Consider the following 22604-nt stretch of genomic DNA (forward strand, 5'->3'; position numbering starts at 1 on the left):
GATCAGCTTCAATGCTCGCCGAACGTTTCGAAAAAGTCCTTCATGCGGGCGAAAAATCCGCTCGACTGGGGCGAATTGTCCTTTGAGGAAAGCTGCTCGAATTCTTCCAGCAATTCGCGCTGGCGGCGCGAAAGGTTCTGCGGCGTCTCGACCACGGTCTGGATGTAGAGGTCGCCGATATTGGGCTGGCGCAGCACCGGCATGCCCTTGCCCTTGAGGCGGAACTGGCGGCCGTTCTGGGTGCCTTCCGGCACCTTCACCTTCGTCTGGGTGCCGTCCAATGTCGTCACCTCGAACGAGCCGCCAAGTGCTGCCGTCGTCATCGAGATCGGCACCTTGCAATAAAGATCGGCGCCGTCGCGCTGGAAGAACTCGTGCGGCTTGACCGCGAGGAAGATGTAGAGATCGCCCGATGGGCCGCCGCGCAGGCCGGCCTCGCCCTCATTGGCAAGCCGGATGCGGGTGCCGTCCTCGATCCCGGCAGGGATGTTGACCGACAGCGAGCGCTCCTCGGTGACGCGGCCCTGGCCGGCGCATTTCGGACATGGATCCTTGATGGTCTGGCCGCGCCCCTGGCATTGCGGGCAGGTGCGCTCGATCGAGAAGAACCCTTGCGTGGCGCGCACCTTGCCGTGGCCGTTGCACATCGAGCAGGTGACGGGCTGGGTGCCGGGCTTGGCGCCGCTGCCCGAGCATTCCGAGCAGGAGATCGATGCCGGCACGCGGATCTGCGCGGTCTTGCCGGAAAATGCCTCTTCCAGCGTGATTTCCATATTATAGCGCAGGTCGGCGCCGCGCTCGCGACCGCCGGACGAGCGACGCTGGCGCCCGCCCATCATGTCGCCGAAAATGTCCTCGAAAATGTCGGCGAAGCCGCCGGCGCCAAAGCCTTGCGCCCCGCCATTCATGCCGCCGTGCTCGAAGGCGGCGTGGCCGAAGCGATCGTAGGCGGCGCGCTTCTGCGGGTCCTTCAGCGTTTCGTAGGCTTCGTTGATTTCCTTGAATTTGTGCTCGCAGGCATGGTCGCCTGGGTTGCGGTCGGGATGGAACTGCATGGCCAGCTTGCGGAAAGCGCTCTTGAGCTCCTTCTCGTCGGCGCCTTTTTGCACGCCCAGCGTTTCGTAAAAATCAGCTTTCATGTTTTCCCGCAGTCCGGATAGTCAACGTCTTGAAGTATCGTTGCGTCGTTTGCCGGCACGCTGTTCCGATTTAGGTGTGATGGAGCCGGGATGCCAGTGTCTACGAGGCTTTGTCCGCATTTTTTCGGGTAGCTCGGCGTTTTTCCGGCAAAGGGTTGCAAAAAAGCCCGGCTGTGCGCCGGGCTTTTTGCTTACCTGTACCGTCAGGCGGTTCAGGCCGACTTCTTCTTCTCGTCGTCTTCGTCGATTTCCTCGAAATCGGCATCGACCACATCGCTGTCCTTGGCGGCATCAGCCTTGGCGTCGGCCTCGGCGGCTTCCTTCTGCGAAGCCTCGTACATCGCCTGGCCGAGCTTCATCGAGACTTCGGCGAGCGTCTGCGTCTTGGCCTCGATCTCGGTCACATCATCGCCTTCGGCAGCGGTCTTCAACGCCGCGATCGCATCGGCAATCGCCGTGCGGTCGGTCTCCGAGACCTTATCGCCATAGTCCTTCAGCGACTTCTCCGAGGAATGCACCAGAGCCTCGGCCTGGTTGCGGGCCTCGACCAGTGCGCGACGTTTCTTGTCGACTTCGGCATTGGCCTCGGCATCCTTGACCATCTTCTCGATGTCAGCGTCCGAAAGGCCGCCAGACGCCTGGATGCGGATCTGGTGCTCCTTGCCGGTGCCCTTGTCCTTGGCCGAAACGTTGACGATGCCGTTCGCGTCGATGTCGAACGTGACCTCGATCTGCGGCACGCCACGCGGCGCAGGCGGGATGCCGACCAGGTCGAACTGGCCGAGCGCCTTGTTGTCGGCGGCCATTTCACGCTCACCCTGGAAGACGCGGATGGTCACCGCCGACTGCGAATCCTCAGCCGTCGAGAACACCTGGCTCTTCTTCGTCGGAATCGTCGTGTTGCGCTCGATCAGCCGCGTGAATACGCCGCCCAGCGTCTCGATGCCGAGCGACAGCGGCGTCACGTCGAGCAACAGCACGTCCTTGACGTCGCCCTGCAGCACGCCGGCCTGGATGGCAGCGCCAAGTGCGACGACCTCATCCGGGTTGACGCCCTTGTGCGGTTCCTTACCGAAGAACTGCTTCACGATCTCCTGTATCTTGGGCATACGGGTCATGCCGCCGACCAGAACGACCTCGTCGATCTCAGCGGCCTTGAGGCCGGCATCCTTGAGCGCCGCCTTGCAGGGCTCGATGGTGCGCTGGACGAGATCTTCGACAAGGCTCTCGAACTTCGCACGCGTCAGCTTTAGCGTCAGGTGCTTGGGGCCGCTGGCATCGGCGGTGATGAAGGGCAGGTTGATCTCGGTCTGCGTGGTGGACGACAGCTCGATCTTGGCCTTTTCAGCCGCTTCCTTGAGGCGCTGCAGGGCGAGCTTGTCGTTCCGCAGGTCGATACCCTGTTCCTTCTTGAACTCGGCCGCCAGATATTCGACCAAACGCATGTCGAAATCCTCGCCGCCGAGGAAGGTGTCGCCATTGGTCGACTTCACTTCGAACACGCCGTCGCCGATTTCGAGCACCGAAATGTCGAACGTGCCGCCGCCAAGGTCATAGACGGCAATCGTCTTGCCTTCCTTCTTGTCCAAGCCATAGGCAAGTGCTGCCGCCGTCGGCTCGTTGATGATGCGCAGCACTTCCAGGCCGGCGATCTTGCCTGCATCCTTGGTGGCTTGGCGCTGGGCGTCGTTGAAATAGGCCGGAACGGTAATGACCGCCTTCTCGACCTTTTCGCCGAGATAGGCTTCCGCCGTTTCCTTCATCTTCTGCAGGATCATCGCCGAGATCTGGCTGGGCGACTGGTTCTTGCCGCCGGCCTCGACCCAGGCGTCGCCATTGTCGCCCTTGACGATCTTGTAGGGGACAAGCTTCTTGTCCTTCTCCGTCACCGGATCGTCATAGCGGCGGCCGATCAGGCGCTTGACCGCGAAAATGGTGTTTTCAGGATTGGTGACCGCCTGGCGCTTGGCCGGCTGGCCGACGAGGCGCTCGCCGTCGCTGTTGATGGCGACGATCGAAGGGGTCGTGCGCGCGCCTTCCGCATTCTCGATGACCTTGGATTCCTTGCCGTCCATGATGGCGACACAGGAGTTGGTTGTTCCCAGATCGATACCGATTACTTTTGCCATTTCTCTAATCTCTCCGCTAAGCAGGCTCTCAGGACCCGTACAGGCGTTCCGACGAAAGCCCCTGTTCACAAGAAATTCCGCTCCGGCAACCGGCATTCGGCGCTGGACGGCTTGGCGCGTATATAAGAACAGGCTGCGTGGCGCGCAAGCATTCTGCGCAAGGCGTTCACCATTCATCGCGGTTGATCGGATTCGGGACCGGCAGGCCCGTATTTTCCGGCCGTGATCCAGCCGGCCCGGCCCCGGTCCATGAACCTTTCCGCCTCACCTCGCGACTGACGCTCAGGTGCCGCGTGGTGCGGCCCCGGAAAGGAAAGCCCCATGACCACAGATCCAGAGGCTCGATGGTCTCCGGGAACAGCAGGAACTCAGCGCGACAGTCGCCTTCGGGACCGGGTCGATGCGCTGGGCTTTCCGCTGGTTCCGTTGACCCTGCGCGGACGCCGGCGTATCATGACGGTGAGGAAAGCAGACAATTCGATCAGGGATGAACGTGCCGGAACGCCGCGCCTTGCCCTGATTTGCGCGCCGAGACCGGATGTTTCTCCCATGACCTGTGGGGGGAGATCCATGTCTTGCGACCATGGCGCGTCCGTGCGCTCTCGTGCCGGCCATTTGCGCCGCGCAATCCAGGCTGCCAGCGGATTATCGGCTTTGGCACTCGCCGCTGGGCTCTGGCTCGGCGGCTCGGCACAGGCCCAGGAAACCCAGATCATCTATCCCGGCTCGATGGCAGTGACCGGATTCTCTGGCACCATCATCCCCAATTTCGAGGAAGGCCTGCCGCCGGGCGTCGATCCGGTCGACGAGACCTTCATCGACACGGCGCGCGCAACCTTGCGCGTCTTCGACGTTTCAAGGCTGGGCGGGCCGGCGTCTGGCCAATTGGTCTTCCCCCCGCCACCCTTCGAGGTCACGGCCGAGCAAATCGGCCAGGTGTTCGGCATCACTTATGACGACGGCGTGCGCGACGGCGTTCCCTCGGCCATTCCAAACCTCTATGCCGGCGCCACCTCGCTGCACGGCATCCGCGTCGTCACACCAGACGGCGACGCCGACGGCCGGCCGGAGCGGCAGCGCCGCGGCACGGCTGACGCGGTCTTCATGGACGGCCAGTTCGGCACCGAAAACGGCGGCGGCCCCGGAACGATCTGGAAGATCGATGGCATCACCGGCGCCGTCTCGAAATTCGCCGATATCGACGCCAATAGCGGTCCCGGCATCGGCGACGTCACTTTCGACAATATCCACCGCCAGTTCTTCGCCAGCGATCTCGACACCGGCCTTATCCACCGCATCGACGCCAATGGCGCGCTAGTCGACACGTTCGACCACGGCGTCGCCGGCCGCCCGGCGCACGGGCTGCCCCCAGTCGCCGACGACGGCTCGGTGATGGACATCCAGGGTGCTGCCTTCGACAGCGAGGACCCCGATAGCTGGGGCTACACAATGGACGAGCGCCGCGTCTGGTCGGTCGCCTATCGTGGCGGCCGGCTCTATTATTCGCTCAGTGAAAAGGCGGAGATCTGGTCGGTGGGCATTGCCGGCGACGGCAGCTTCGGCGACCCGCGCTGGGAGCTGACCGTCAAGGCCGACAAGGATTACGCGGTCACCGACATCGCCTTTGACAACAAGGGCTTCATGTATCTGGCTCAGCGCGGCCCGGTGGAAAACCGCTACGACTACAGCCAGTTCGCCGATTCCGGCAAGGGTGAGGTCATCCGCTACTGGCGCGAAAATCCGGACGATCCGGCAACGGAATCGGTCTGGGTGGAAGTGCCGCAGGAATATGCGGTCGGCTTCCCGCAAGACAACCGGCAGTCGGCCGGCGGCCTCGACCTGCAATATGGCTACGATTCCGAAGGCAATCTCGATACCGGCATCTGCACCGACACGCTGGTCGATACCGGCGACAAGTTGCGCGACAACCCGGCGCTCGCCGAACAGCTCGCAGCCGGGGGGCCGCTTGCCGTGCACGGCGTGCAGATCACGCCGACGGCGCTGGTCAGGCCGGCCAACGTGCCGCCTTTCGGCTCGTGGTTCGTCGATTTCGACACTTATTTCGAAGACCCGGAAGTGGAAGGCCATGTCGGCGACGTCGAGGTCTGGCGCCCCTGCGAAGGCCGTGCCGGCTATTACGAGCAGGTGCCGGGCGGCTATCTGCCACCGTTCTATCCGCCGGACTTCCCGCCCCCCGGCAATCTGCCTCCTTGCCTTGATGTCGAGGATGTCGAGTATTTCTGCACGCCCTCCGGCCTCGAGGCCGATCTCTATCTTCATGACCATACCGGCTTCGGCGGCGATTCGATCAAGGCTCTGTCCAGGACGCCCGGCGTCGGGGTGACTTCGCCCCTGTCGCATGCGCCCGGCGCGCCATTCACGATCGGTATCACCGGCCATTATCCTGGCGACAGGGTCGATGTCGGGCTCTGCTTCTACAGGCAGTCCGACCGCGACAAGGGTGGCTACTACCCTTGCTGCAAGATGACCTTGCCGCTCAGAACCCCAGCCGTCAGCTGCGAACCGTGAGGAGGGGAAGATGAGCAATCTTGCACAGTCCCCGCTTGCGACGAGCAGCCAATCAACCGGCAAACAATCAATCGTCATGGAGACCGTCATGAAACCCCTGTCACTCGCCAGGCGGAGCGCGCGCTGGCTGATGGCGGCCGGTATCGCGGTCGCCATGCTGAGCCCGCTGCAAGGCTTCGCTGAAGACCTTGCTCCGGCCAAGGCCAAGCCTGCCGATGCAGGCACTGTCATTCCAGATCCCAAGCTCGATTTCGACAACCCCCGCATCGTCAACCCGGAGCCGGGCCGGATCGTGCCCTTCTTCACCAAGAAAGGCGGCCAGAGGGGCTGCGACTATGTCGTATACTCGCTGAGCTTTGGCTTGCGTGGCAATCCGCAGGGTTTTGCCAGCCCGGGCCTCGCGGCCATGCTGAAAAAGGTCAGGCTCGATTTCAGGGACCAGCTCCCGCACGGCCTGCGGATTGTCGGCGTGCATGTGACCGGCGACGGCACCGACGCATCCGGCGGACCGCTGCCCGGCGCTACAATCAGCAGTTCGGCTGGCCCGGACGATAAGGCGACGGTGTCCGATTTCCGGATTTCCGCCAGCGACCTCGACGGCATCGGCGCTCCGAACGAGCGCGCCATCACCTTCCAGATCACCGCCAAGATCGACCATGCGGCGTTTCCGTCGCCGACGATCGTTCACAACCAGGGCATGGTCAAGGTGAGCCGCGAACGCGGCGCCGGCATCGAAATCCCGTCGCAGGATCCGGGCAAGCCGGACGACGGCAATTATCTCACGGGTGCAAAGACGTCGATCAAGATCGACGTCACAAGGTGCAACCCGCCGCCTCCACCTCCCGGCAAGGAATGCTTCAAGGTGGAGCGAGGCACGGTCGATTGCGTGCCCGGCGGCGGCGCCTTCATCTACCACATGCCGGTCGGCCCAGAGATGGCTGGCAAATGGGTGCAGCTTTCGACGACGACACCCGGCATCACCATCATTCCCGACACCCAATTGGTGCCGGCCGGCGGCGGTGTGCTCAACTGGAAGATCGTCGGCGCCTCACCGGGCGACGTCATCCACATCATCGTCACCGGTATCGAAACCTATGCCGGCCCGAAGGAGGGCTGGGGCCTGTGCTGTACGCAGACCATCGACATCGTCATCCCGCGTGACCAGAGGTGCCCGCCGAAGGACAAGGAACCGGATCTGAAAGTCGAAAAGCGTGCCGACGTGCAACGTTGCACGATGGCGGGCGGCTGCGACTTCACCATCAGGGTCACCAATGTCGGCGATGCGCCCTACTACGGCAAGATCGTGCTCGACGAAGTCACCCTGCCGGCCGGCTCCACCCTCGATTCAGGGCCGAACCCGCCTTGGGTCTGCGCGCCTGGAATCACCCCGATGATTTGCACTCATCCGGTGACCACGCTCAATCCGGGTGCCTCTGTCGACCTCGAGCTCGGCTTCAAGCCGGCCGCAGGCTGGCAAGGCAGCGTTTTGCGCAACTGTGCCACCTACAATTACGGCGCCAGCGGCAAGCCGCTTTTCGGCAGCCAGCAAAACGACCGCGGCTGTGCGTCGATCCCGGTCTGCCGGCGTGGCGATCGTGGCCGCGACTGCCGGCTACCGGTGGAGAAGAAGGTCGACCTGATCCTGAAGAAGCGCGCCCGCACCGAATTCTGTTCGGCCGATGGCGTCTGCACCTTCGTGATCGACATCATCAACAATGGCAGCGTCCTCTATAACGGGCCGCTGACGGTCGTCGATACCTATCCGGGCGGCGCGCCGGCATCCTCGACCTTCGGCCCGACTCCGCCATGGACGTGCGGACCGAACGGTTCCGGCAAGTTCCGCTGCGACAATCCCGGCATCGCGCTTATGCCGGGCGCCTCGACGCCGATCGTCGTCAGGGCGGTGATGCCGGCCAACTTCCGGCCCGATAGTGTCGAGAACTGCGCCGAGGTGAAGGCCATTCCCGGTGAGAACGACATCACCAACAACAGGGCCTGCGCCAAGGAACGCATCCGTCATCCGAATGGCGGGCAGCCGGCCATGCGCATCACCAAGGTGTGCAATGGCTCGCTGGCCGGTGCTGCGGTCGTTTCCTGCCGCATTACCGTCATCAGCCTCGGCGCCACAGCCCCGACCGGTCCGGTGCGGGTCAACGATGCCGCGACGGTGATAGCCGGTGGAGCGCAGGTCCAGATCCAGAGCGTCACCCCAGTCGGTGCGGAATGGGCTTGCGGACCGGTTCCGGCCAATGCGCTGTCGTGCCAGATTCCCGGCGCCGTTATGACGCCTGGAACCAGCCGCCATTTCGACGTTACGGTTGCCGCGAACGGCGAATTCGAGAACTGCGCACGCGGCTCCTACGGCCCGGCTCCGGGAGACGATATCGTCTATCCGATCGGCCAGGCCTGCGCCAAGGGCGGCGGTGCCTCGACCATCCGGGTCGAGAAGACCGGCGACGCCGAGTGCAAGCCCGGCCAGCCCTGCTCGTTCGAGATCACCATCACGAACGATGGGACGAGCGCCTTCTCCGGTCCGGTTCGCATCGGCGATGCGATCGGCGTCGAAGGCCTCGGCCGGCTGGAAGGCGTTGCGATCACCTCGATCGATCCGCCCTTCGGCTGCTCGCCGGAGCCGGCAACCTTGCCTCTGTCCTGCATCGCCCAACTGACGCTCGGCGCCGGGGAAAGCCATGTGCACAATGTGACCGTGATCATTCCCGACGATGGCCGTCTGACCAATCTGCAGGGCACTGTCAACGGCCAGAACTGCGTCGGCGTGCTGTCTCCGAACACGTCGGTGCAAGGCGGTGGCGACGTGTTGTCTCGTGGTGCCGCCAATGTGCAGGGCGATCGCGGCAAGGCCCATGCCTGCCATCCCTTCATCATCACGCATGAGGTGAAGAAGGAATGCTCGCAAGGCTTTGTCATGAACGACGCCGGCAACTGCGTCTGCCCGCCAGGCACGACCTTCCGTAACGGCCAATGCTCATCCGGCGGCGGCACGGTCATCGTGCCGAAGCCAAAACCTTGCGTCCTGCTCAAAGGCCAGATCCGTACCGAGGACGGACGCTGCGTCTGCCCGCGCGGGACCGAGCTGGAGAACGGCGCTTGCGTGGGGAACGAGCCGAAGCCGGAGCAGTGCACCATTCGTGGTCAGATCCACAACGCCAACGGCGAGTGCGTCTGCCCGCGGGGCACGGAAGTCAGGGGTAATGTCTGCCGGCCAATCCAGCCAAAGCTCGAGGAGTGTACCATTCGTGGCCAGAGCCACAACGCCGCTGGCGATTGCGTCTGCCCGAGAGGTACGGAAGTCAGGGGCAATGCCTGCCGGCCAATCCAGCCAAAGCCCGAACAGTGCACCATTCGGGGCCAGATCCATAACGCCGCTGGCGATTGCATCTGCCCGAGGGGTACGGAAGTCAGGGGCAATGCCTGCCGGCCAATTCGGCCGCAGCCCAAGCAGTGCACGATCCGTGGTCAGATCCACGACGCCAACGGCGATTGCGTCTGCCCCCGGGGCACGGAACTGCAGGGCAATGCCTGCAGGCGCAAGAAGCCGGTTGTGGTGGAGTGCCCGATACCTGGCCAGATCCACAACAAGCGCGGCGCCTGCGTCTGTCCGCGTGGGACAGAGCTGCGCGACGGCGCCTGCCGCAAACCACGGCTGGAATGCGCACCGGGCGCGCGGCCGATCAATGGCCAGTGCCAGCCGATCATCAAGCGGCGCTGCCCTATCGGAACGGTCGGACGATATCCGGACTGCGTCCCGGTCCGCAGGAAATCGACGCTTGAGCCGAACCTGCTGCTGAATCCGAATGTTCCTCAGCAGGTCGTGCCAAGGCGCAAGCCGCAGCCGGAGCAATAGGATACGGCAGGATACGGCGCGGGAAATCCAGAACTTCAAACAGTGACCGTACTCGTCACCCAATACCCGCCGGAGCGATCCGGCGGGGTTTTTCTTCAGCGGGCAGATGAGAAGGCAGCGCAAACCTGAAGCCGCTGCATCGGCGGAAGGACAAACCGGCTTCCACTTTCCGGACTCATGGTCTAGGCAGTCGATACAGACAGAGGGTCCGCAAACCGGGGCGTACGGGAAGGCCGCATCATGAGCAAAAAAACCCTGATCGCGCCATCGGTGCTGGCTTCCGATTTCTCGAAGCTCGGCGACGAGGTCGAGGCGGTGACGGCCGCCGGCGCCGACTGGATCCACCTCGACGTCATGGACGGGCATTTCGTCCCGAACATCACGTTTGGGCCACCGGTGATCAAGGCGATCCGCAACCGCACCGAGGCGTTTTTCGACTGCCATCTGATGATCGCGCCGGCCGACCCCTATCTGGCCGCCTTCGCCGAGGCCGGCTGCGACGGCATCACGGTGCACGCCGAAGCCGGGCCGCATCTCGACCGCTCGCTGCAGACGATCAAAAACCTTGGCAAGAAGGCCGGCGTGTCGCTCAACCCGGCGACACCGGAGACGATGATCGAATACGTGCTCGACCGGCTTGATCTGGTCCTGATCATGACGGTCAATCCGGGGTTCGGCGGCCAGGCCTTTATTCCAGCGATCGTCGACAAGGTGAAGCGGATGAAGGCGCTGATCGGCAACCGGCCGATCCGGATCGAGATCGACGGCGGCATTTCGCCTGAAACTGCGCCCCTTGTCACCGCGGCCGGCGCCAGCGTGCTGGTCGCCGGCGCGGCTATCTTCAAGGGCGGCAGCGTCGACGCCTACCGGGCAAACATCGAGGCAATCAGGGCAGCGGCGGACAAGGCGGCCGGCTGACCGCTGCCGTCCGGCCGGACCAGCCGCTCGGGGGGAAATATGAGCAACCATCTGTTCGATGCTTTCCGTGCCCGGATGCCCGCGCCCGAACGCCTTTTGATGGAGACAGAGGATGGGCGCTCGATCAGCTATGGCGAGACGCTGGCGCGCTCCGCTCAACTGGCGCATGCGCTGTCGCAGCTGGGCGTCGAAGCCGGCGACCGCGTCGCCGTTCAGGTCGAGAAGAGCCCGGAGGCCATTTTCCTTTATCTCGCCTGCCTGCGTGCCGGCGCGATCTTCCTGCCGCTCAATACCGCCTATACGCTGACCGAGCTCGACTATTTCTTCAGGGATGCCGAGCCGCGACTGGTCGTCTGCGACCCGGCGCGAGCGGGCGAGATCGGCGCTTTGGCGCAGACCTCGGGCGCTGCGGTCGCGACACTCGGCAGCAAGGGCGAGGGTTCGTTGACTGATCGAGCCTCTGAGGCGGCCGTGGACTTCCACGATGTGGCGCGCGGACCGGACGACCTTGCCGCGATCCTCTACACGTCCGGCACCACCGGCCGTTCGAAAGGCGCCATGCTCAGCCACGAAAACCTCGCCTCGAATGCGCGGGTGCTGGTCGACCTCTGGCGCTTCACTGCCGCAGACGTGCTGATTCACGCGCTGCCGGTTTTCCACACGCATGGCCTTTTCGTCGCCACCAATGTCGTCCTGATGGCCGGCGCCTCGATGCTGTTCGAAACCAAATTCGACCCGACCCGCATCGTCTCGCTACTGCCGCGCGCCACCGCGCTGATGGGCGTGCCGACCTTCTACGTCCGCCTGCTGCAGCAGGACGGTTTGAACCGGCAAGCGGCGAAAAACATCCGGGTGTTCATTTCCGGCTCGGCACCGCTTTTGGCCGAGACGCACAGAGCGTGGCGCGAGCGCACCGGCCACGCCATCCTCGAGCGCTACGGCATGACCGAGACCAACATGAACACGTCGAACCCGTACGAGGGCGAGCGGCGTGCCGGCACGGTCGGCTTCCCTTTGCCCGGCGTCTGCCTGCGCATCTCCGATCCCGATGGCGGCGAAACACTTGCCCGGGGCGAGGTCGGCATGATCGAGGTCAAGGGCCCGAACGTCTTTTGCGGCTACTGGCGCATGCCGGAAAAGACCAGGGCGGAATTCCGCGACGACGGCTACTTCATCACCGGCGATCTCGGGCTGATCGATGCCGACGGCTATGTCCACATCGTCGGCCGCGGCAAGGACCTGATCATTTCCGGCGGCTACAATATCTACCCGAAGGAAGTGGAGAGCGAGATCGACGCTCTTGCCGGTGTTGCCGAAAGCGCTGTCATCGGCGTTGTCCATCCGGATTTCGGCGAGGGTGTCACGGCGATCGTGGTGAGGGCGCCGGGCTCGACGATCAGCGCCGCCGCGATCATCGAGGCCATCGCTGGGCACCTCGCCAGGTACAAGCATCCGAAACAGGTGATCTTCGTCGACGAACTGCCGCGCAACACGATGGGCAAGGTGCAGAAGAACCTGCTGCGCGAAGCCTACAAAGACCTCTATACGTCCAAAGCCGGCTAACCCTAACAAGCAGGGCTGGCTGCAAAAACCCTGGCGCCGTCGATCCAGACGCTTTTCATGTCCAGATCGTCCGACAACGAAACGATGTTGGCGGCGGTTCCCCTGGCGAAGCGCCCGAGCCGGTGCGACTGGCCGATCGCCTGCGCCGGATAGAGCGAGGCCATGCGCAAGGCTTCGTCGAGGTCGAGACCGACCACGCGATGCACGAAGCGCACCGCGGAAATCATGTCGAGATCCGCGCCCGCCAGCGTGCCGTCGGCAAGTGTCAGCCTGCCATCCTTGCGGTGGATGGTGCGACCGTTCAGCGTGAACGAGGTCATGTCGGTGCCGATCGTCGCCATGGCGTCGGTGACGAGCAGGATCTTGCCCGGCCCCTGCTTGGCGCGCAAGGCGATGGCCATGGTGGCCGGATCGACATGGATACCGTCGGCGATGATGCCGGCATAGAATGTGCCGGTATCGATTGCCGCGCCCGCCAGCCCCGGCTCGCGATTGCCGATCTGGCTCATCGCGTTGAAAAGATGGGTGACCACCGTTGCGCCGGCCTCGGAAAAGGTGCGGGCCGTGGCATAGTCGGTATCGGAATGGCCGATGCTGACGATGACGCCGGCATTGCTGAGCGCCGATACCTGGTCGGGCTCGACGGATTCGGGCGCCACCGTAGTCAGCAGCACCGGCAGGTTTTTCCGCGTCGCGATCAGCATCGCCTGGTCGGGATCTAGCATCGGCCGGATCAAGGCCGGGTCATGTGCGCCCTTGCGGGCGATCGACAGATGCGGGCCTTCGAGATGCAGGCCTAGGAAGCCCGGCACCTTCCGTTGTGCGGCCTCTGCTCCGGCGGCAACCGCCGCGGCGGTGATCTCGGACGTGTCGGTGATCAGCGTCGGCAATAGCGCCGTCGTGCCGAAGGGCGCGTGCGCCCGGCAGATGGTCTCGATCGAGGGGACGTCGGGATGGTCGTTGAGCATGACGCCGCCACCGCCATTGACCTGCAAATCCACGAAACCCGGAACCAGCATACCGCCGCCGGTCTCGATAGGCGCAACACCGGATGGGACGGCGCCGGCGGCAACGATGGCCTCGACGAGGCCGTCGCGCACGACAAGCGCCGCATTGTCGTGCCAGTCATCGCCATCGAATATCCGGGCGCCGGTCAGCGCAAAGCGATCGCTCATAGCGTTTCCGTCACCTTGCGCAGATTGGGCGGCGTGTCTGGGTCGAGGCCGCGATGGCGGGCAAAAGCCTCGACGAAACCATAGAACGACACGATCAGTGTCAGCGGGTCGGTCAGCGGATGACCGGTGGCGACATGCGGCAGAGGCTGCGCCTTCTTTGCCTTGTCCGAAGTCACAAAGACAGCGGCGCCCTTGCCGGCCAGGCTGTCGGCGGCCTCGGCGACGGATGGTTCGGACGCATCGCGGGCAGCCAGCGCCAGCACTGGGAAGCCGGGACCGACTAGCGCCAGCGGGCCGTGCATGACTTCGGCGGCACTATAGGCTTCCGCATGCATGGCGCAGGTTTCCTTGAATTTCAGCGCCGCCTCGTTGGCGATCGCCGCCGACGGGCCCCGGCCAAGGATGAACAGCGAGTTCGGCGTCTCGAGTGCCCCGGCCAGCGCCATCCAGTCGCAAGCGATCGCCTTCCGAAAATGCTCCGGCAAGCGGGTAAGTGCTGCCAGAAGTTTGTCGTCGCCGGTGCAATGCGCCATCAGAGCGAGCCCTGCGACCGCCGAATTGACGAAGGTCTTCGTCGCTGCGACGCTGCGCTCCGGTCCGGCAAGGATGTCGATCGCGTAGTCCGAAGCCCGCGCGAGCGGCGAATCGGCGGTGTTGGTGATGGCGACGGTCAGCGAACCGCCGGCCCGCGCCGCTCGCGCCATCGCAACGATGTCCGGGCTCTTGCCCGACTGCGAGATCGCCAGGCAGGCCGAGCCGCCCAGCTTCAGCTTGGCGCCATAGATCGAGGCGATCGACGGGCCGACCGATGCGACCGCCAGCCCGGCGGTCAGCTCCACGGCATATTTCATGAAGGTCGCGGCATGGTCGGACGAGCCGCGCGCCACTGTGACGATGAAATTCGGATCGCGCTCGCGAATGCCGCGCCCGGCTTCCGTCAGCACCGCGGCCGAGCCGTCGAGCAGGCGGGCGGTGGCCTCGGGGATCTCCTCGATCTCGCGCCGCATATGGGTCATTGTTGCGGTCATGGCCTGCCCTCTTCGCCCGGCCCGCTCAGCCGGAGTTCGGCGACAAAATCATAAGCGTCGCCCCTGTAGATGGAGCGGGTGAACTCGATCACCTTGCCGCTCGCCAGATAGGAGATACGCTCGATGTGCAGGCCGGCAATGCCCGGCGGCACTTCCAGCAGATGCGCGTCGCCATCGCCGAGATTGGTGGCGGAAATGCGCTGCACCGCCCGCACCGGCCTGTTGCCGGTCTTTTCCAGCGCCGCGTAGAGCGACGAACCGATCGCCGCCGGATCGGGCAGCACGCTTGTCGATAGTGAGGCGCGCTCGATCGCCAGCGGCGTGTCGTTGGCAATGCGCAGGCGCGCGACGCGCGCCACCAATTCGTTCGACGCCAGGCCGAGCACCATCATCTCGTCGGGCGATGGCGGATAGAGGCCGCGGTCGAGCCAGGCCGAACGCACCGCCATGCCGCGCCGTGCCATGTCCTCGGTAAACGAGGTCAGCATCGACAGGGACTGCTCGACGCGCTCCATGCGCGGCGCAACGAAGGTGCCGGAACCATGACGCTGGACGAGGATGCCGCCCTTGACCAGGTCCTGCACCGCCTTGCGCACGGTGACGCGCGAAATATCGGCCTTGCTGGCGATGTCGCGCTCGGAAGGCAGCGCATCGCCCGGTCCGATCAGCCCGCGTTTGACGGCGTCCTCGATGCTTTTCCTCAGCTGCAGATAGAGTGGCGCGCCACTCTGCGACGATTGTCTCAGCGCCGCGAAAATCTGGTCGGCGGCGTCGCTCATCGCGCCGCCTCCGCCGCCTTCGTAAAAATCCGAACCGCCATCTGAACCGCGCCGCCCAGCGCGTCGTCGAGCGGCGGCTTCAGCAGCGCCCGGTAGCGCGCCGACAGGCGCGGCGCGTAAAGCGGCGCCAGGCCGCCGAGCAGGCAAAGCGGATCGTCGCCACCAAGGTCGAGCACGCCAAGTGCTGCCTCGACATCGGCCACCGCCTTGTCGAGGATCCAGATAGCGACGACGTCGCCTTTTTCGGCATGTTCGAACACCTTGGGTGCGAAGCCGCCGAAATCGCCGGGCTTGGCATTGGTGGTGAATTCGACCACATCCTCGGGATTGTTGCGGAAGATGGCGAGCATGGCCTGCGTCAGTGGCGATCCTTCGCGGATGCCGTCATAGGCGAGCAGCGTCTGCTCGAGCAGGTCGCGGCCGATGCGGGCGCCGCTGCCCTGGTCGCCGACCTGGAACCCCCAGCCGCCGATGGCACGCGATCGGCCGTTCTTGCGCGCCATATAGGCGGTGCCGGTGCCGAGTATGGCCATGGCGCCGTCACCAGAGCCGACCGCGCCTTCCAGCGCGATCTCGGCGTCGGTCTCGACACGGCTGATGCGGAACGGCAAGATCGCTTCGAGCTGCTGCCTGTAGGTGCCGACATTGGCGCCGGCTAGGCCGAGAATGGCCGGAGTTTGCGGGATCAGTCCGGGATCTCTGCCCGCGGCGACAAAGGCCTGCTGCGCCGCGTCGACGATGTTGGCCCTGGCGCCGGTGAGATCGGTTCGGATGTTGGCGGCGCCGCTTTTGGCGCGGCCGAGGACGCTGCCATCGGCCGTCGCAAGGGCCGCCCTGCAGCTGGTGCCGCCGCCATCGATGCCGAGCACGAATTTCACGCGATTTCTCCTCCAGACGGATAATACCAATAAAATACCAATAGCCAAGGATTAATTTCCGTTTCAAAAAAGTTAAGGCGTAGTTTGTTGGAAAATCAGCTGATTTCGTCCGCAAGCCTGCGCCACCGCAAGGATTTGATTAATGCGTGTGGACAAGTGGTATTTTTTTGGTATGGTTTTCTCGATTGGAGGAAAGCGGATGGCCGAAACGCGCACCGAAGCGCTTCACCACAATGCCGAGGGACTGGATATCCAGGCCCCGGAAGCCGTCCTTTCCTCTTTGGCCAACGCGCAGATCGAGGCCGCCAAGGCCGTTCACGGCGCCATTCCTGCCATTGCCGCGGCAGCCGAAATCATCGCAAGCAGACTGAAAAGCGGCGGCAAGCTCGCCTATGCAGCCGCCGGCAGCTCGGGCCTGATGGCATTGGCCGATGCGCTGGAGCTGCCGGGCACTTTCGGCATCCAGCGCGACCGTATCGCCATCCTGATCGCTGGCGGCGACGAAGCTTTCAAGACACTGGCCGGCGGGCCGGAGGATGACACTGACGAAGCTTCGGCAGCGGTCGCCGCCGCCGGCGTTGGCAAGGGCGACTGCCTGATCGCCGTCTCGGCCAGCGGCTCGACGCCTTATGCTGTCAGGGCGATCGAGGATGCCAGGCGCCGCGGCGCGGCGACCATTGCTGTCGCCAACAACGGGGATGCGCTGCTGCTGCGGCTGGCCGACATCGCCATCCTGCTCGAAACGCCGCCCGAGCTGATTGCCGGCTCGACGCGCATGGGTGCCGGTACCGCCCAGAAGATCGCACTCAACATGCTGTCGACGCTGGCAGCCATCCATCTCGGCCATGTCCATGATGGCTACATGGTCAACCTCACGGCCGACAACATCAAGCTGCGCGACCGCGCCGCACGCATCGTTGCCGCCGTCAGCGGGCGCGACAAGGACGAGGCGGCGCGCCTGCTCGATAAGAGCGGCGGCGTCGTCAAGACCGCTATTCTGCTCGCCGCCGGCGCCGCCAGCGCCGATGCGGCCGAGAAGATACTGGAAGGGACCGGCCACAAGCTGCGGCCAGCCCTTTCCGCGATCGAGGGGAGCAAGGGGCGCAATGCCTCCGTTCTCATCAAAACCGAACCTGAAAAAGGTCAACAGGGAGACTGAGCATGACAACGAAGCTACTGACGGCACTTCTTCTCGGCACCAGCATTCTCGGCACCGCCGGGGTGGCTTATGCCGACGACGTAACGCTCAACATCGAAAGCTGGCGCGGCGACGACCTTGCCATCTGGAAGGACAAGCTGATCCCGGCTTTCGAGGCCAAGAACCCCGGCATCAAGGTGGTGTTCGCACCGTCGGCGCCGACCGAATATGACGCCGCCCTCGGCGCCAAGCTCGCCGCCGGCTCGGCCGGCGACCTGATCACCTGCCGCCCGTTCGACAAATCGCTGGAACTCTTCAAGAAGGGCAATCTCGCCGATATCTCGACGCTGCCCGGCATGGAGAACTTCTCCGATGTTGCCAAGGCCGCCTGGCAGACCGACGACGGCAAGTCGAGCTTCTGCGTGCCGATGGCCTCGGTCATCCATGGCTTCATCTACAACAAGGACGCCTTCGACAAGCTCGGCATCAAGGTGCCGACGACCAATGAGGAGTTCTACGCCGCGCTCGACAAGATCAAGGCCGACGGCACCTACATCCCGATGGCGATGGGCACCAAGGATCTCTGGGAAGCCGCGACCATGGGCTACCAGAACATCGGCCCGAATTACTGGAAGGGCGAGGAAGGCCGCCTGGCGCTGATCAAGGGCGAGCAGAAGCTGACCGATCCGCAGTGGGTCGAGCCCTACAAGGAACTGGCCAAGTGGAAGGACTATCTCGGCGACGGCTTCGAGGCGCAGACCTATCCGGACAGCCAGAACCTGTTCACGCTCGGCCGCGCCGCCATCTACCCGGCCGGCTCGTGGGAAATTGGCCTGTTCAACACGCAGGCGCAATTCAAGATGGGCGCCTTCCCGCCGCCGGTGCAGAAGGCCGGCGACACCTGCTACATCTCCGACCACACCGATATCGGCATGGGCCTCAATGCGGCCTCGAAGAACGCGGATGCGGCCAAGACCTTCCTGTCCTGGGTGGCCTCGCCGGATTTCGCTACCATCTACGCCAACGCGCTGCCCGGCTTCTTCAGCCTGAACAACACGCCGGTGAAGATGGAAGACCCGCTGGCCCAGGAATTCGTCTCTTGGCGCGGCAAGTGCAAGTCGACGATCCGCTCGACCTACCAGATCCTGTCGCGCGGCACGCCGAACCTCGAAAACGAGACGTGGGTTGAATCGGCCAACGTCATCAACGGCACCGACACGCCGGAAGCTGCCGCCAAGAAGCTGCAGGACGGCCTCGACAGCTGGTACAAGCCGGCGAAGTAAGGCGCGGCGAAGCGATATCTCCCCCCTTGAAGGGGAGATGTCGCCAAAGGCGACAGAGGGGGTCGGTCGAGGCAGGCGGCAGCTTGATCGTTGCTGGAAAGCACGGTCGAACGACGATGGCGCGCTGCCTCGGCCGACCCCACCCGCCTCGCTTCGCGAGGCACCCTCCCCTCGAGGGGGAGGGAGGCGCCGTGGCTTTTGACGGCAATAGCAAGACCTGATCGGCGGGGACCGAACGCATGGCCGCAGCACCGAAAAGACCGTTCCGCTGGCATATCGGCGTTTTCCTGGCACCGGCGTTGCTGGTCTACACGGCGATCATGATCTTGCCGCTGGCCGGCACGCTGCAGCTGTCGCTGTTCCGCAACATCAACCAGTCGCAGGTGTTCGTCGGACTGGAAAATTTCCGCATGCTGTTCGGTGATCCCAACTGGTCGGTCAATTTCTGGAACGCGCTGCGGAACAATGTCTGGTTCTTCATCATCCACATGCTGGTGCAGAACCCGATCGGCGTCCTTTTGGCAGCACTTCTGTCCAGCCCCCGATTGCGGTTTTCCGCCTTCTACCGCACGGCAATCTTCGTGCCGACGATCCTGTCCTTCGTTATCGTCGGCTTCGCCTGGAAGCTGATACTGTCGCCGCTATGGGGCGTGGCGCCGCATATGATGGACCTTGTCGGCCTGAAAAGCCTGTTCACGCCCTGGCTCGGCAAGGCGCAATATGCACTGACCGCGCTCAGCCTGATCTCAGTGTGGCAGTTCGTCGGCATCCCGATGATGCTGATCTATGCGGCACTGCTGTCCATCCCCGAAGAGGTGATCGAGGCCGCCGAATGCGACGGCATCACCGGCATGGCGCAATTCTGGAAGATCAAGCTGCCGCTCATCCTGCCGTCGATCGGCATTATCTCGATCCTGACCTTTGTCGGCAATTTCAACGCTTTCGACCTGATCTACACGGCGCAAGGCGCCTTGGCCGGGCCGAACTATTCGACCGATATCCTCGGCACCTTCCTCTACCGCGCCTTCTTCGGTTTCCAGCTGCAGGTCGGCGACCCCAATATGGGCGCGGCGATCGCCACGATGATGTTCCTGATCATCCTCGGCGGCGTCTGCGTCTACCTATTCCTCGTGCAGACGCGCTTGCGTCGCTACCAGTTTTAGGGGAGCGTGACCATGAGCACCGCAACCCGTTCGCTGCCCCGCACCATCGGCGCGCATGCGATCCTTCTGACCTACACCGCGATCGCGCTGTTTCCGGTGATCCTCGTGATCATGAATTCGTTCAAATCACGTGCCGGTATCTTCGGCGCGCCGCTGACGCCGCCGACGCCAGGGACCTTCGACTTGATCGGCTACACCACGGTGATCGGCCAGGGCGACTTCATCCACTATTTCCAGAATAGCCTTGTCGTCACCGTCGCCTCGCTGTTCTTCGTGCTTCTGTTCGGCGCCATGGCGGCTTTCGCGCTGTCGGAATACCGCTTCCGCGGCAATTCGCTGATGGGGCTTTACCTGGCGCTCGGCATCATGATCCCGATCCGCCTCGGCACCGTCGCCATCCTGCAGCTGATGGTGGCGAGCGGGCTGGTCAACACGCTGACGGCGCTGATCCTGGTCTACACGGCGCAAGGCCTGCCGCTCGCCGTCTTCATCCTGTCGGAATTCATGAAGCAAGTCTCCGACGATCTGAAGAATGCCGGCAGGATCGACGGCCTGTCCGAATACACCATCTTCTTCCGGCTGGTGCTGCCGCTTGTGCGGCCATCGATGGCGACGGTCGCGGTCTTCACCATGATCCCGATCTGGAACGACCTGTGGTTCCCGCTGATCCTGGCGCCGTCGGAGGAGACCAAGACGGTGACGCTCGGCGCGCAGCTGTTCCTCGGCCAGTTTGTCACCAACTGGAACGCCATTCTGGCCGCACTGTCGCTGGCGATCATGCCGGTGCTGATCCTCTACGTCATCTTCTCGCGGCAGCTGATCCGCGGCATCACTTCGGGAGCGGTCAAGTGAGTTCGCAAACACCCCTTCGCGTCGTCGTCGCCGGGCTCGGCAATATGGGGCGCAGCCATGCGCTGGCCTATCACACCAACCCGGGCTTCCAGATTACCGCACTGGTCAACCGCTCGGATGTGCCGCTGCCGGAAGGGCTTTCGAGCTATGGCATCCGGCGTTCATTCGACGAGGCGCTGCGTGACGAACGGCCTGACGTCGCCTGCATCGCCACCTATTCCGACAGCCATGCCGATTATGCGGTCAAGGCATTCGAGGCTGGCTGCCACGTCTTTGTCGAAAAGCCGCTGGCAACGACGGTCGCGGACGCAGAACGCGTCGTAGCCGCGGCCAAGGCCAACGGCAAGAAACTGGTGATCGGCTACATCCTGCGCCACCACCCGTCCTGGATCAGGCTGATCGCCGAGGCGCGGAAGCTCGGCGGCCCGTACGTGTTCCGCATGAATCTCAACCAGCAATCCTCCGGACACAGCTGGGAGACGCACAAGCAGCTGATGCAAACGACGTCGCCGATCGTCGACTGCGGCGTGCATTATCTCGACGTGATGCTGCAGATCACCGACGCCAGGCCGGTCGAGGTGCGCGGTATGGGGCTGCGGCTGAGCGACGAGATTGCGCCCACGATGTACAATTACGGCCACCTGCAGGTGCTGTTCGACGACGGTTCGGTCGGCTGGTACGAGGCCGGCTGGGGGCCGATGATTTCGGAGACGGCTTTCTTCGTCAAAGACGTGATCTCGCCCAACGGCTGCGTGTCGATCGTCATGAAGGAGGGCGTCAGGTCCGACGACATCGACACCCACACCAAGACCTCGACCATCCGCCTGCACAGTGCTGCAACCGGCGCGGACGGCAAGTTCGCCAAACCGGACGAGATGCTGTCGATGGAAGGCGAGCCCGGCCATCAGGACCTCTGTGACCTCGAACAGGCGTTTGTGCTGAAGGCGATCCGCGAGGACCTCGATCTTGGCCGCCACATGGACGACGCGGTGAAGTCGCTCGCCGTCTGCCTTGCCGCCGACGAGAGCGTGCGCAGCGGCCTCGCCGTGAAACTCTAGAACAGGGACGAAGCCGTGGGCTCGCTGAACATCGAGAACGTGAAAAAGGCCTTCGGGCCGGTCGAGGTGCTGAAGGGCATCAACCTCGAGGTGACGGATGGCGAGTTCGTCGTCTTCGTCGGTCCATCCGGCTGCGGAAAGTCGACGCTGCTCAGGGTCATTGCCGGGCTGGAGGACTCGACCTCGGGCCGCGTGGTCATCGACGGGGCGGACGTTTCCGCCACGCCGCCGGCCAAGCGCGGCATCGCCATGGTGTTCCAGACCTATGCGCTCTACCCGCATCTGACGGTGAAGAACAATATGGGCCTCGGCCTCAAGCAGGCGGGCACGCCGGCGGCCGAGATCGACCGCCGCATCGGCATCGCCTCGTCGATGCTGTCGCTGGAGCCCTACCTCGAAAGGCGCCCGGCCGAATTGTCCGGCGGCCAGCGTCAACGCGTCGCCATCGGCCGCGCCGTGGTGCGCGAACCCAAGCTTTTTCTGTTCGACGAGCCGCTGTCGAACCTCGATGCCGCACTGCGCGTCAACACCAGGCTGGAGATCGCCCAGCTGCACCGTCGGCTGAAGGCGACGATGATCTATGTCACCCACGACCAGGTCGAGGCGATGACGCTGGCCGACAAGATTGTGGTCCTCAACGCAGGCAAGATCGAGCAGATCGGCGGCCCGATGGAGCTTTACAATTCGCCGGCAAATGAATTCGTCGCCGGCTTCATCGGCTCACCGAAGATGAATTTCGTCGACGGCACCAGGCTTGGCGAAACGGCAAAGACCATCGGCGTCCGGCCCGAACATTTGACCGTCGATCCCAAATCCGGCGCCTGGAAAGGCACGGTCGTGCATGCCGAGCACCTCGGCGCCGACACCAACCTCTATCTCGACTGCGAGAAGGCCGGCTTGATCACCGTGCGCATTTTTGGCGTCTACAATGCCGAACCCGGCACCACGCTCTATGCGACGCCGGATCCGGTAAAGACCTATCGGTTTGGAGCGGATGGCAAGGTGATGAAGTAGCGCCCCTCTTCCTTCTCCCCTTGCGGGCCTGTTGCGTAATTCGCTGATTGTGATTCTCTGAGGTGGACGGTCTGAGGGAATCGCGATGGCAGT

At 63.9% G+C, this 22604-nt stretch carries 16 protein-coding genes; 10 read left to right on the top strand and 6 right to left on the bottom strand.

Annotated elements, in window-relative coordinates; translation table 11 throughout:
* Positions 1-8: 8 nt before the first annotated feature.
* Both dnaJ and dnaK read right to left on the bottom strand, forming a co-directional pair.
* Positions 9-1139, bottom strand: a complete 1131-nt coding sequence (gene dnaJ / locus NKJ93_RS31970; RefSeq protein ID WP_023679852.1) for a molecular chaperone DnaJ — start codon at positions 1137-1139, stop codon at positions 9-11.
* Positions 1140-1351: 212 nt separating this feature from the next.
* Positions 1352-3268 (bottom strand): molecular chaperone DnaK, encoded by a 1917-nt coding sequence (gene dnaK, locus NKJ93_RS31975; RefSeq protein WP_023718912.1) that lies wholly within the window; start codon positions 3266-3268, stop codon positions 1352-1354.
* A gap of 321 nt (positions 3269-3589) precedes the next feature.
* Between dnaK and NKJ93_RS31980 the strand changes: the two genes are divergently transcribed.
* The 4 genes from NKJ93_RS31980 (at position 3590) to NKJ93_RS31995 (ending at position 12143) form a co-directional block, all read left to right on the top strand.
* Positions 3590-5797 carry a hypothetical protein gene (locus NKJ93_RS31980; RefSeq protein ID WP_502904413.1) on the top strand — a complete coding sequence of 736 codons (2208 nt, stop codon included), beginning with the start codon at positions 3590-3592 and terminating at the stop codon, positions 5795-5797.
* A 10-nt stretch (positions 5798-5807) separates the two neighbouring features.
* Complete coding sequence (locus tag NKJ93_RS31985) at positions 5808-9662, top strand: DUF7929 domain-containing protein (protein ID WP_352593299.1); 3855 nt, start codon at positions 5808-5810, stop codon at positions 9660-9662.
* A gap of 240 nt (positions 9663-9902) precedes the next feature.
* Positions 9903-10580 (top strand): ribulose-phosphate 3-epimerase, encoded by a 678-nt coding sequence (gene rpe / locus NKJ93_RS31990; RefSeq protein ID WP_352481407.1) that lies wholly within the window; start codon positions 9903-9905, stop codon positions 10578-10580.
* Positions 10581-10619: 39 nt separating this feature from the next.
* Positions 10620-12143, top strand: a complete 1524-nt coding sequence (locus NKJ93_RS31995) for a malonate--CoA ligase (RefSeq protein WP_352549622.1) — start codon at positions 10620-10622, stop codon at positions 12141-12143.
* Between the two features lie 2 nt (positions 12144-12145).
* Here NKJ93_RS31995 and nagA read toward each other — a convergent pair whose 3' ends face one another.
* From nagA to NKJ93_RS32015, 4 genes are read right to left on the bottom strand one after another with little or no spacing between them, the layout of a single operon-like run.
* Entirely contained in the window at positions 12146-13318 is a 1173-nt protein-coding gene (gene nagA / locus NKJ93_RS32000; protein WP_023718916.1) for an N-acetylglucosamine-6-phosphate deacetylase, read from the bottom strand.
* Positions 13315-14346, bottom strand: coding sequence for an SIS domain-containing protein (locus NKJ93_RS32005; protein WP_352593301.1), 1032 nt, complete (start codon positions 14344-14346; stop codon positions 13315-13317). Before NKJ93_RS32005 ends, nagA begins: the two co-directional genes overlap by 4 nt.
* Positions 14343-15125: a GntR family transcriptional regulator gene (locus NKJ93_RS32010; RefSeq protein WP_023718918.1), complete on the bottom strand. Its 783-nt coding sequence runs from the start codon at positions 15123-15125 to the stop codon at positions 14343-14345. Before NKJ93_RS32010 ends, NKJ93_RS32005 begins: the two co-directional genes overlap by 4 nt.
* The gene (locus NKJ93_RS32015; RefSeq protein WP_023718919.1) at positions 15122-16003 is read right to left on the bottom strand and encodes a glucosamine kinase nucleotide-binding domain-containing protein; all 882 of its coding nucleotides are present in this window, start codon (positions 16001-16003) and stop codon (positions 15122-15124) included. The genes NKJ93_RS32010 and NKJ93_RS32015 overlap by 4 nt, the downstream gene beginning before the upstream one ends.
* 199 nt (positions 16004-16202) lie before the next feature.
* Between NKJ93_RS32015 and NKJ93_RS32020 the strand changes: the two genes are divergently transcribed.
* The 6 genes from NKJ93_RS32020 (at position 16203) to NKJ93_RS32045 (ending at position 22511) form a co-directional block, all read left to right on the top strand.
* On the top strand, positions 16203-17162 hold the full coding sequence (locus tag NKJ93_RS32020) for an N-acetylmuramic acid 6-phosphate etherase (protein ID WP_023718920.1): 960 nt from the start codon (positions 16203-16205) through the stop codon (positions 17160-17162).
* A gap of 2 nt (positions 17163-17164) precedes the next feature.
* Positions 17165-18424: an ABC transporter substrate-binding protein gene (locus NKJ93_RS32025; protein ID WP_023718921.1), complete on the top strand. Its 1260-nt coding sequence runs from the start codon at positions 17165-17167 to the stop codon at positions 18422-18424.
* Between the two features lie 239 nt (positions 18425-18663).
* Entirely contained in the window at positions 18664-19587 is a 924-nt protein-coding gene (locus NKJ93_RS32030; RefSeq protein WP_023718922.1) for a carbohydrate ABC transporter permease, read from the top strand.
* Between the two features lie 12 nt (positions 19588-19599).
* Positions 19600-20439, top strand: a complete 840-nt coding sequence (locus NKJ93_RS32035) for a carbohydrate ABC transporter permease (RefSeq protein WP_023718923.1) — start codon at positions 19600-19602, stop codon at positions 20437-20439.
* Positions 20436-21497, top strand: a complete 1062-nt coding sequence (locus NKJ93_RS32040) for a Gfo/Idh/MocA family protein (RefSeq protein WP_023718924.1) — start codon at positions 20436-20438, stop codon at positions 21495-21497. The genes NKJ93_RS32035 and NKJ93_RS32040 overlap by 4 nt, the downstream gene beginning before the upstream one ends.
* A gap of 15 nt (positions 21498-21512) precedes the next feature.
* Positions 21513-22511 carry an ABC transporter ATP-binding protein gene (locus tag NKJ93_RS32045; protein WP_023718925.1) on the top strand — a complete coding sequence of 333 codons (999 nt, stop codon included), beginning with the start codon at positions 21513-21515 and terminating at the stop codon, positions 22509-22511.
* The last annotated feature ends 93 nt before the right edge of the window (positions 22512-22604 follow it).

The sequence above is a fragment of the Mesorhizobium sp. M0028 genome (genome assembly GCF_040323855.1).
In the GTDB taxonomy this organism is placed as follows: domain Bacteria; phylum Pseudomonadota; class Alphaproteobacteria; order Rhizobiales; family Rhizobiaceae; genus Mesorhizobium.

Bases quoted from the DNA above. Each gene is read 5' to 3' on its own strand.
- dnaJ (WP_023679852.1), bottom strand. From the start codon at position 1,139: ATGAAAGCTGATTTTTACGAAACGCTGGGCGTGCAAAAAGGCGCCGAC.
- dnaK (WP_023718912.1), bottom strand. From the start codon at position 3,268: ATGGCAAAAGTAATCGGTATCGATCTGGGAACAACCAACTCCTGTGTC.
- NKJ93_RS31980 (WP_502904413.1), top strand. From the start codon at position 3,590: ATGACCACAGATCCAGAGGCTCGATGGTCTCCGGGAACAGCAGGAACT.
- NKJ93_RS31985 (WP_352593299.1), top strand. From the start codon at position 5,808: ATGAGCAATCTTGCACAGTCCCCGCTTGCGACGAGCAGCCAATCAACC.
- rpe (WP_352481407.1), top strand. From the start codon at position 9,903: ATGAGCAAAAAAACCCTGATCGCGCCATCGGTGCTGGCTTCCGATTTC.
- NKJ93_RS31995 (WP_352549622.1), top strand. From the start codon at position 10,620: ATGAGCAACCATCTGTTCGATGCTTTCCGTGCCCGGATGCCCGCGCCC.
- nagA (WP_023718916.1), bottom strand. From the start codon at position 13,318: ATGAGCGATCGCTTTGCGCTGACCGGCGCCCGGATATTCGATGGCGAT.
- NKJ93_RS32005 (WP_352593301.1), bottom strand. From the start codon at position 14,346: ATGACCGCAACAATGACCCATATGCGGCGCGAGATCGAGGAGATCCCC.
- NKJ93_RS32010 (WP_023718918.1), bottom strand. From the start codon at position 15,125: ATGAGCGACGCCGCCGACCAGATTTTCGCGGCGCTGAGACAATCGTCG.
- NKJ93_RS32020 (WP_023718920.1), top strand. From the start codon at position 16,203: ATGGCCGAAACGCGCACCGAAGCGCTTCACCACAATGCCGAGGGACTG.
- NKJ93_RS32025 (WP_023718921.1), top strand. From the start codon at position 17,165: ATGACAACGAAGCTACTGACGGCACTTCTTCTCGGCACCAGCATTCTC.
- NKJ93_RS32030 (WP_023718922.1), top strand. From the start codon at position 18,664: ATGGCCGCAGCACCGAAAAGACCGTTCCGCTGGCATATCGGCGTTTTC.
- NKJ93_RS32035 (WP_023718923.1), top strand. From the start codon at position 19,600: ATGAGCACCGCAACCCGTTCGCTGCCCCGCACCATCGGCGCGCATGCG.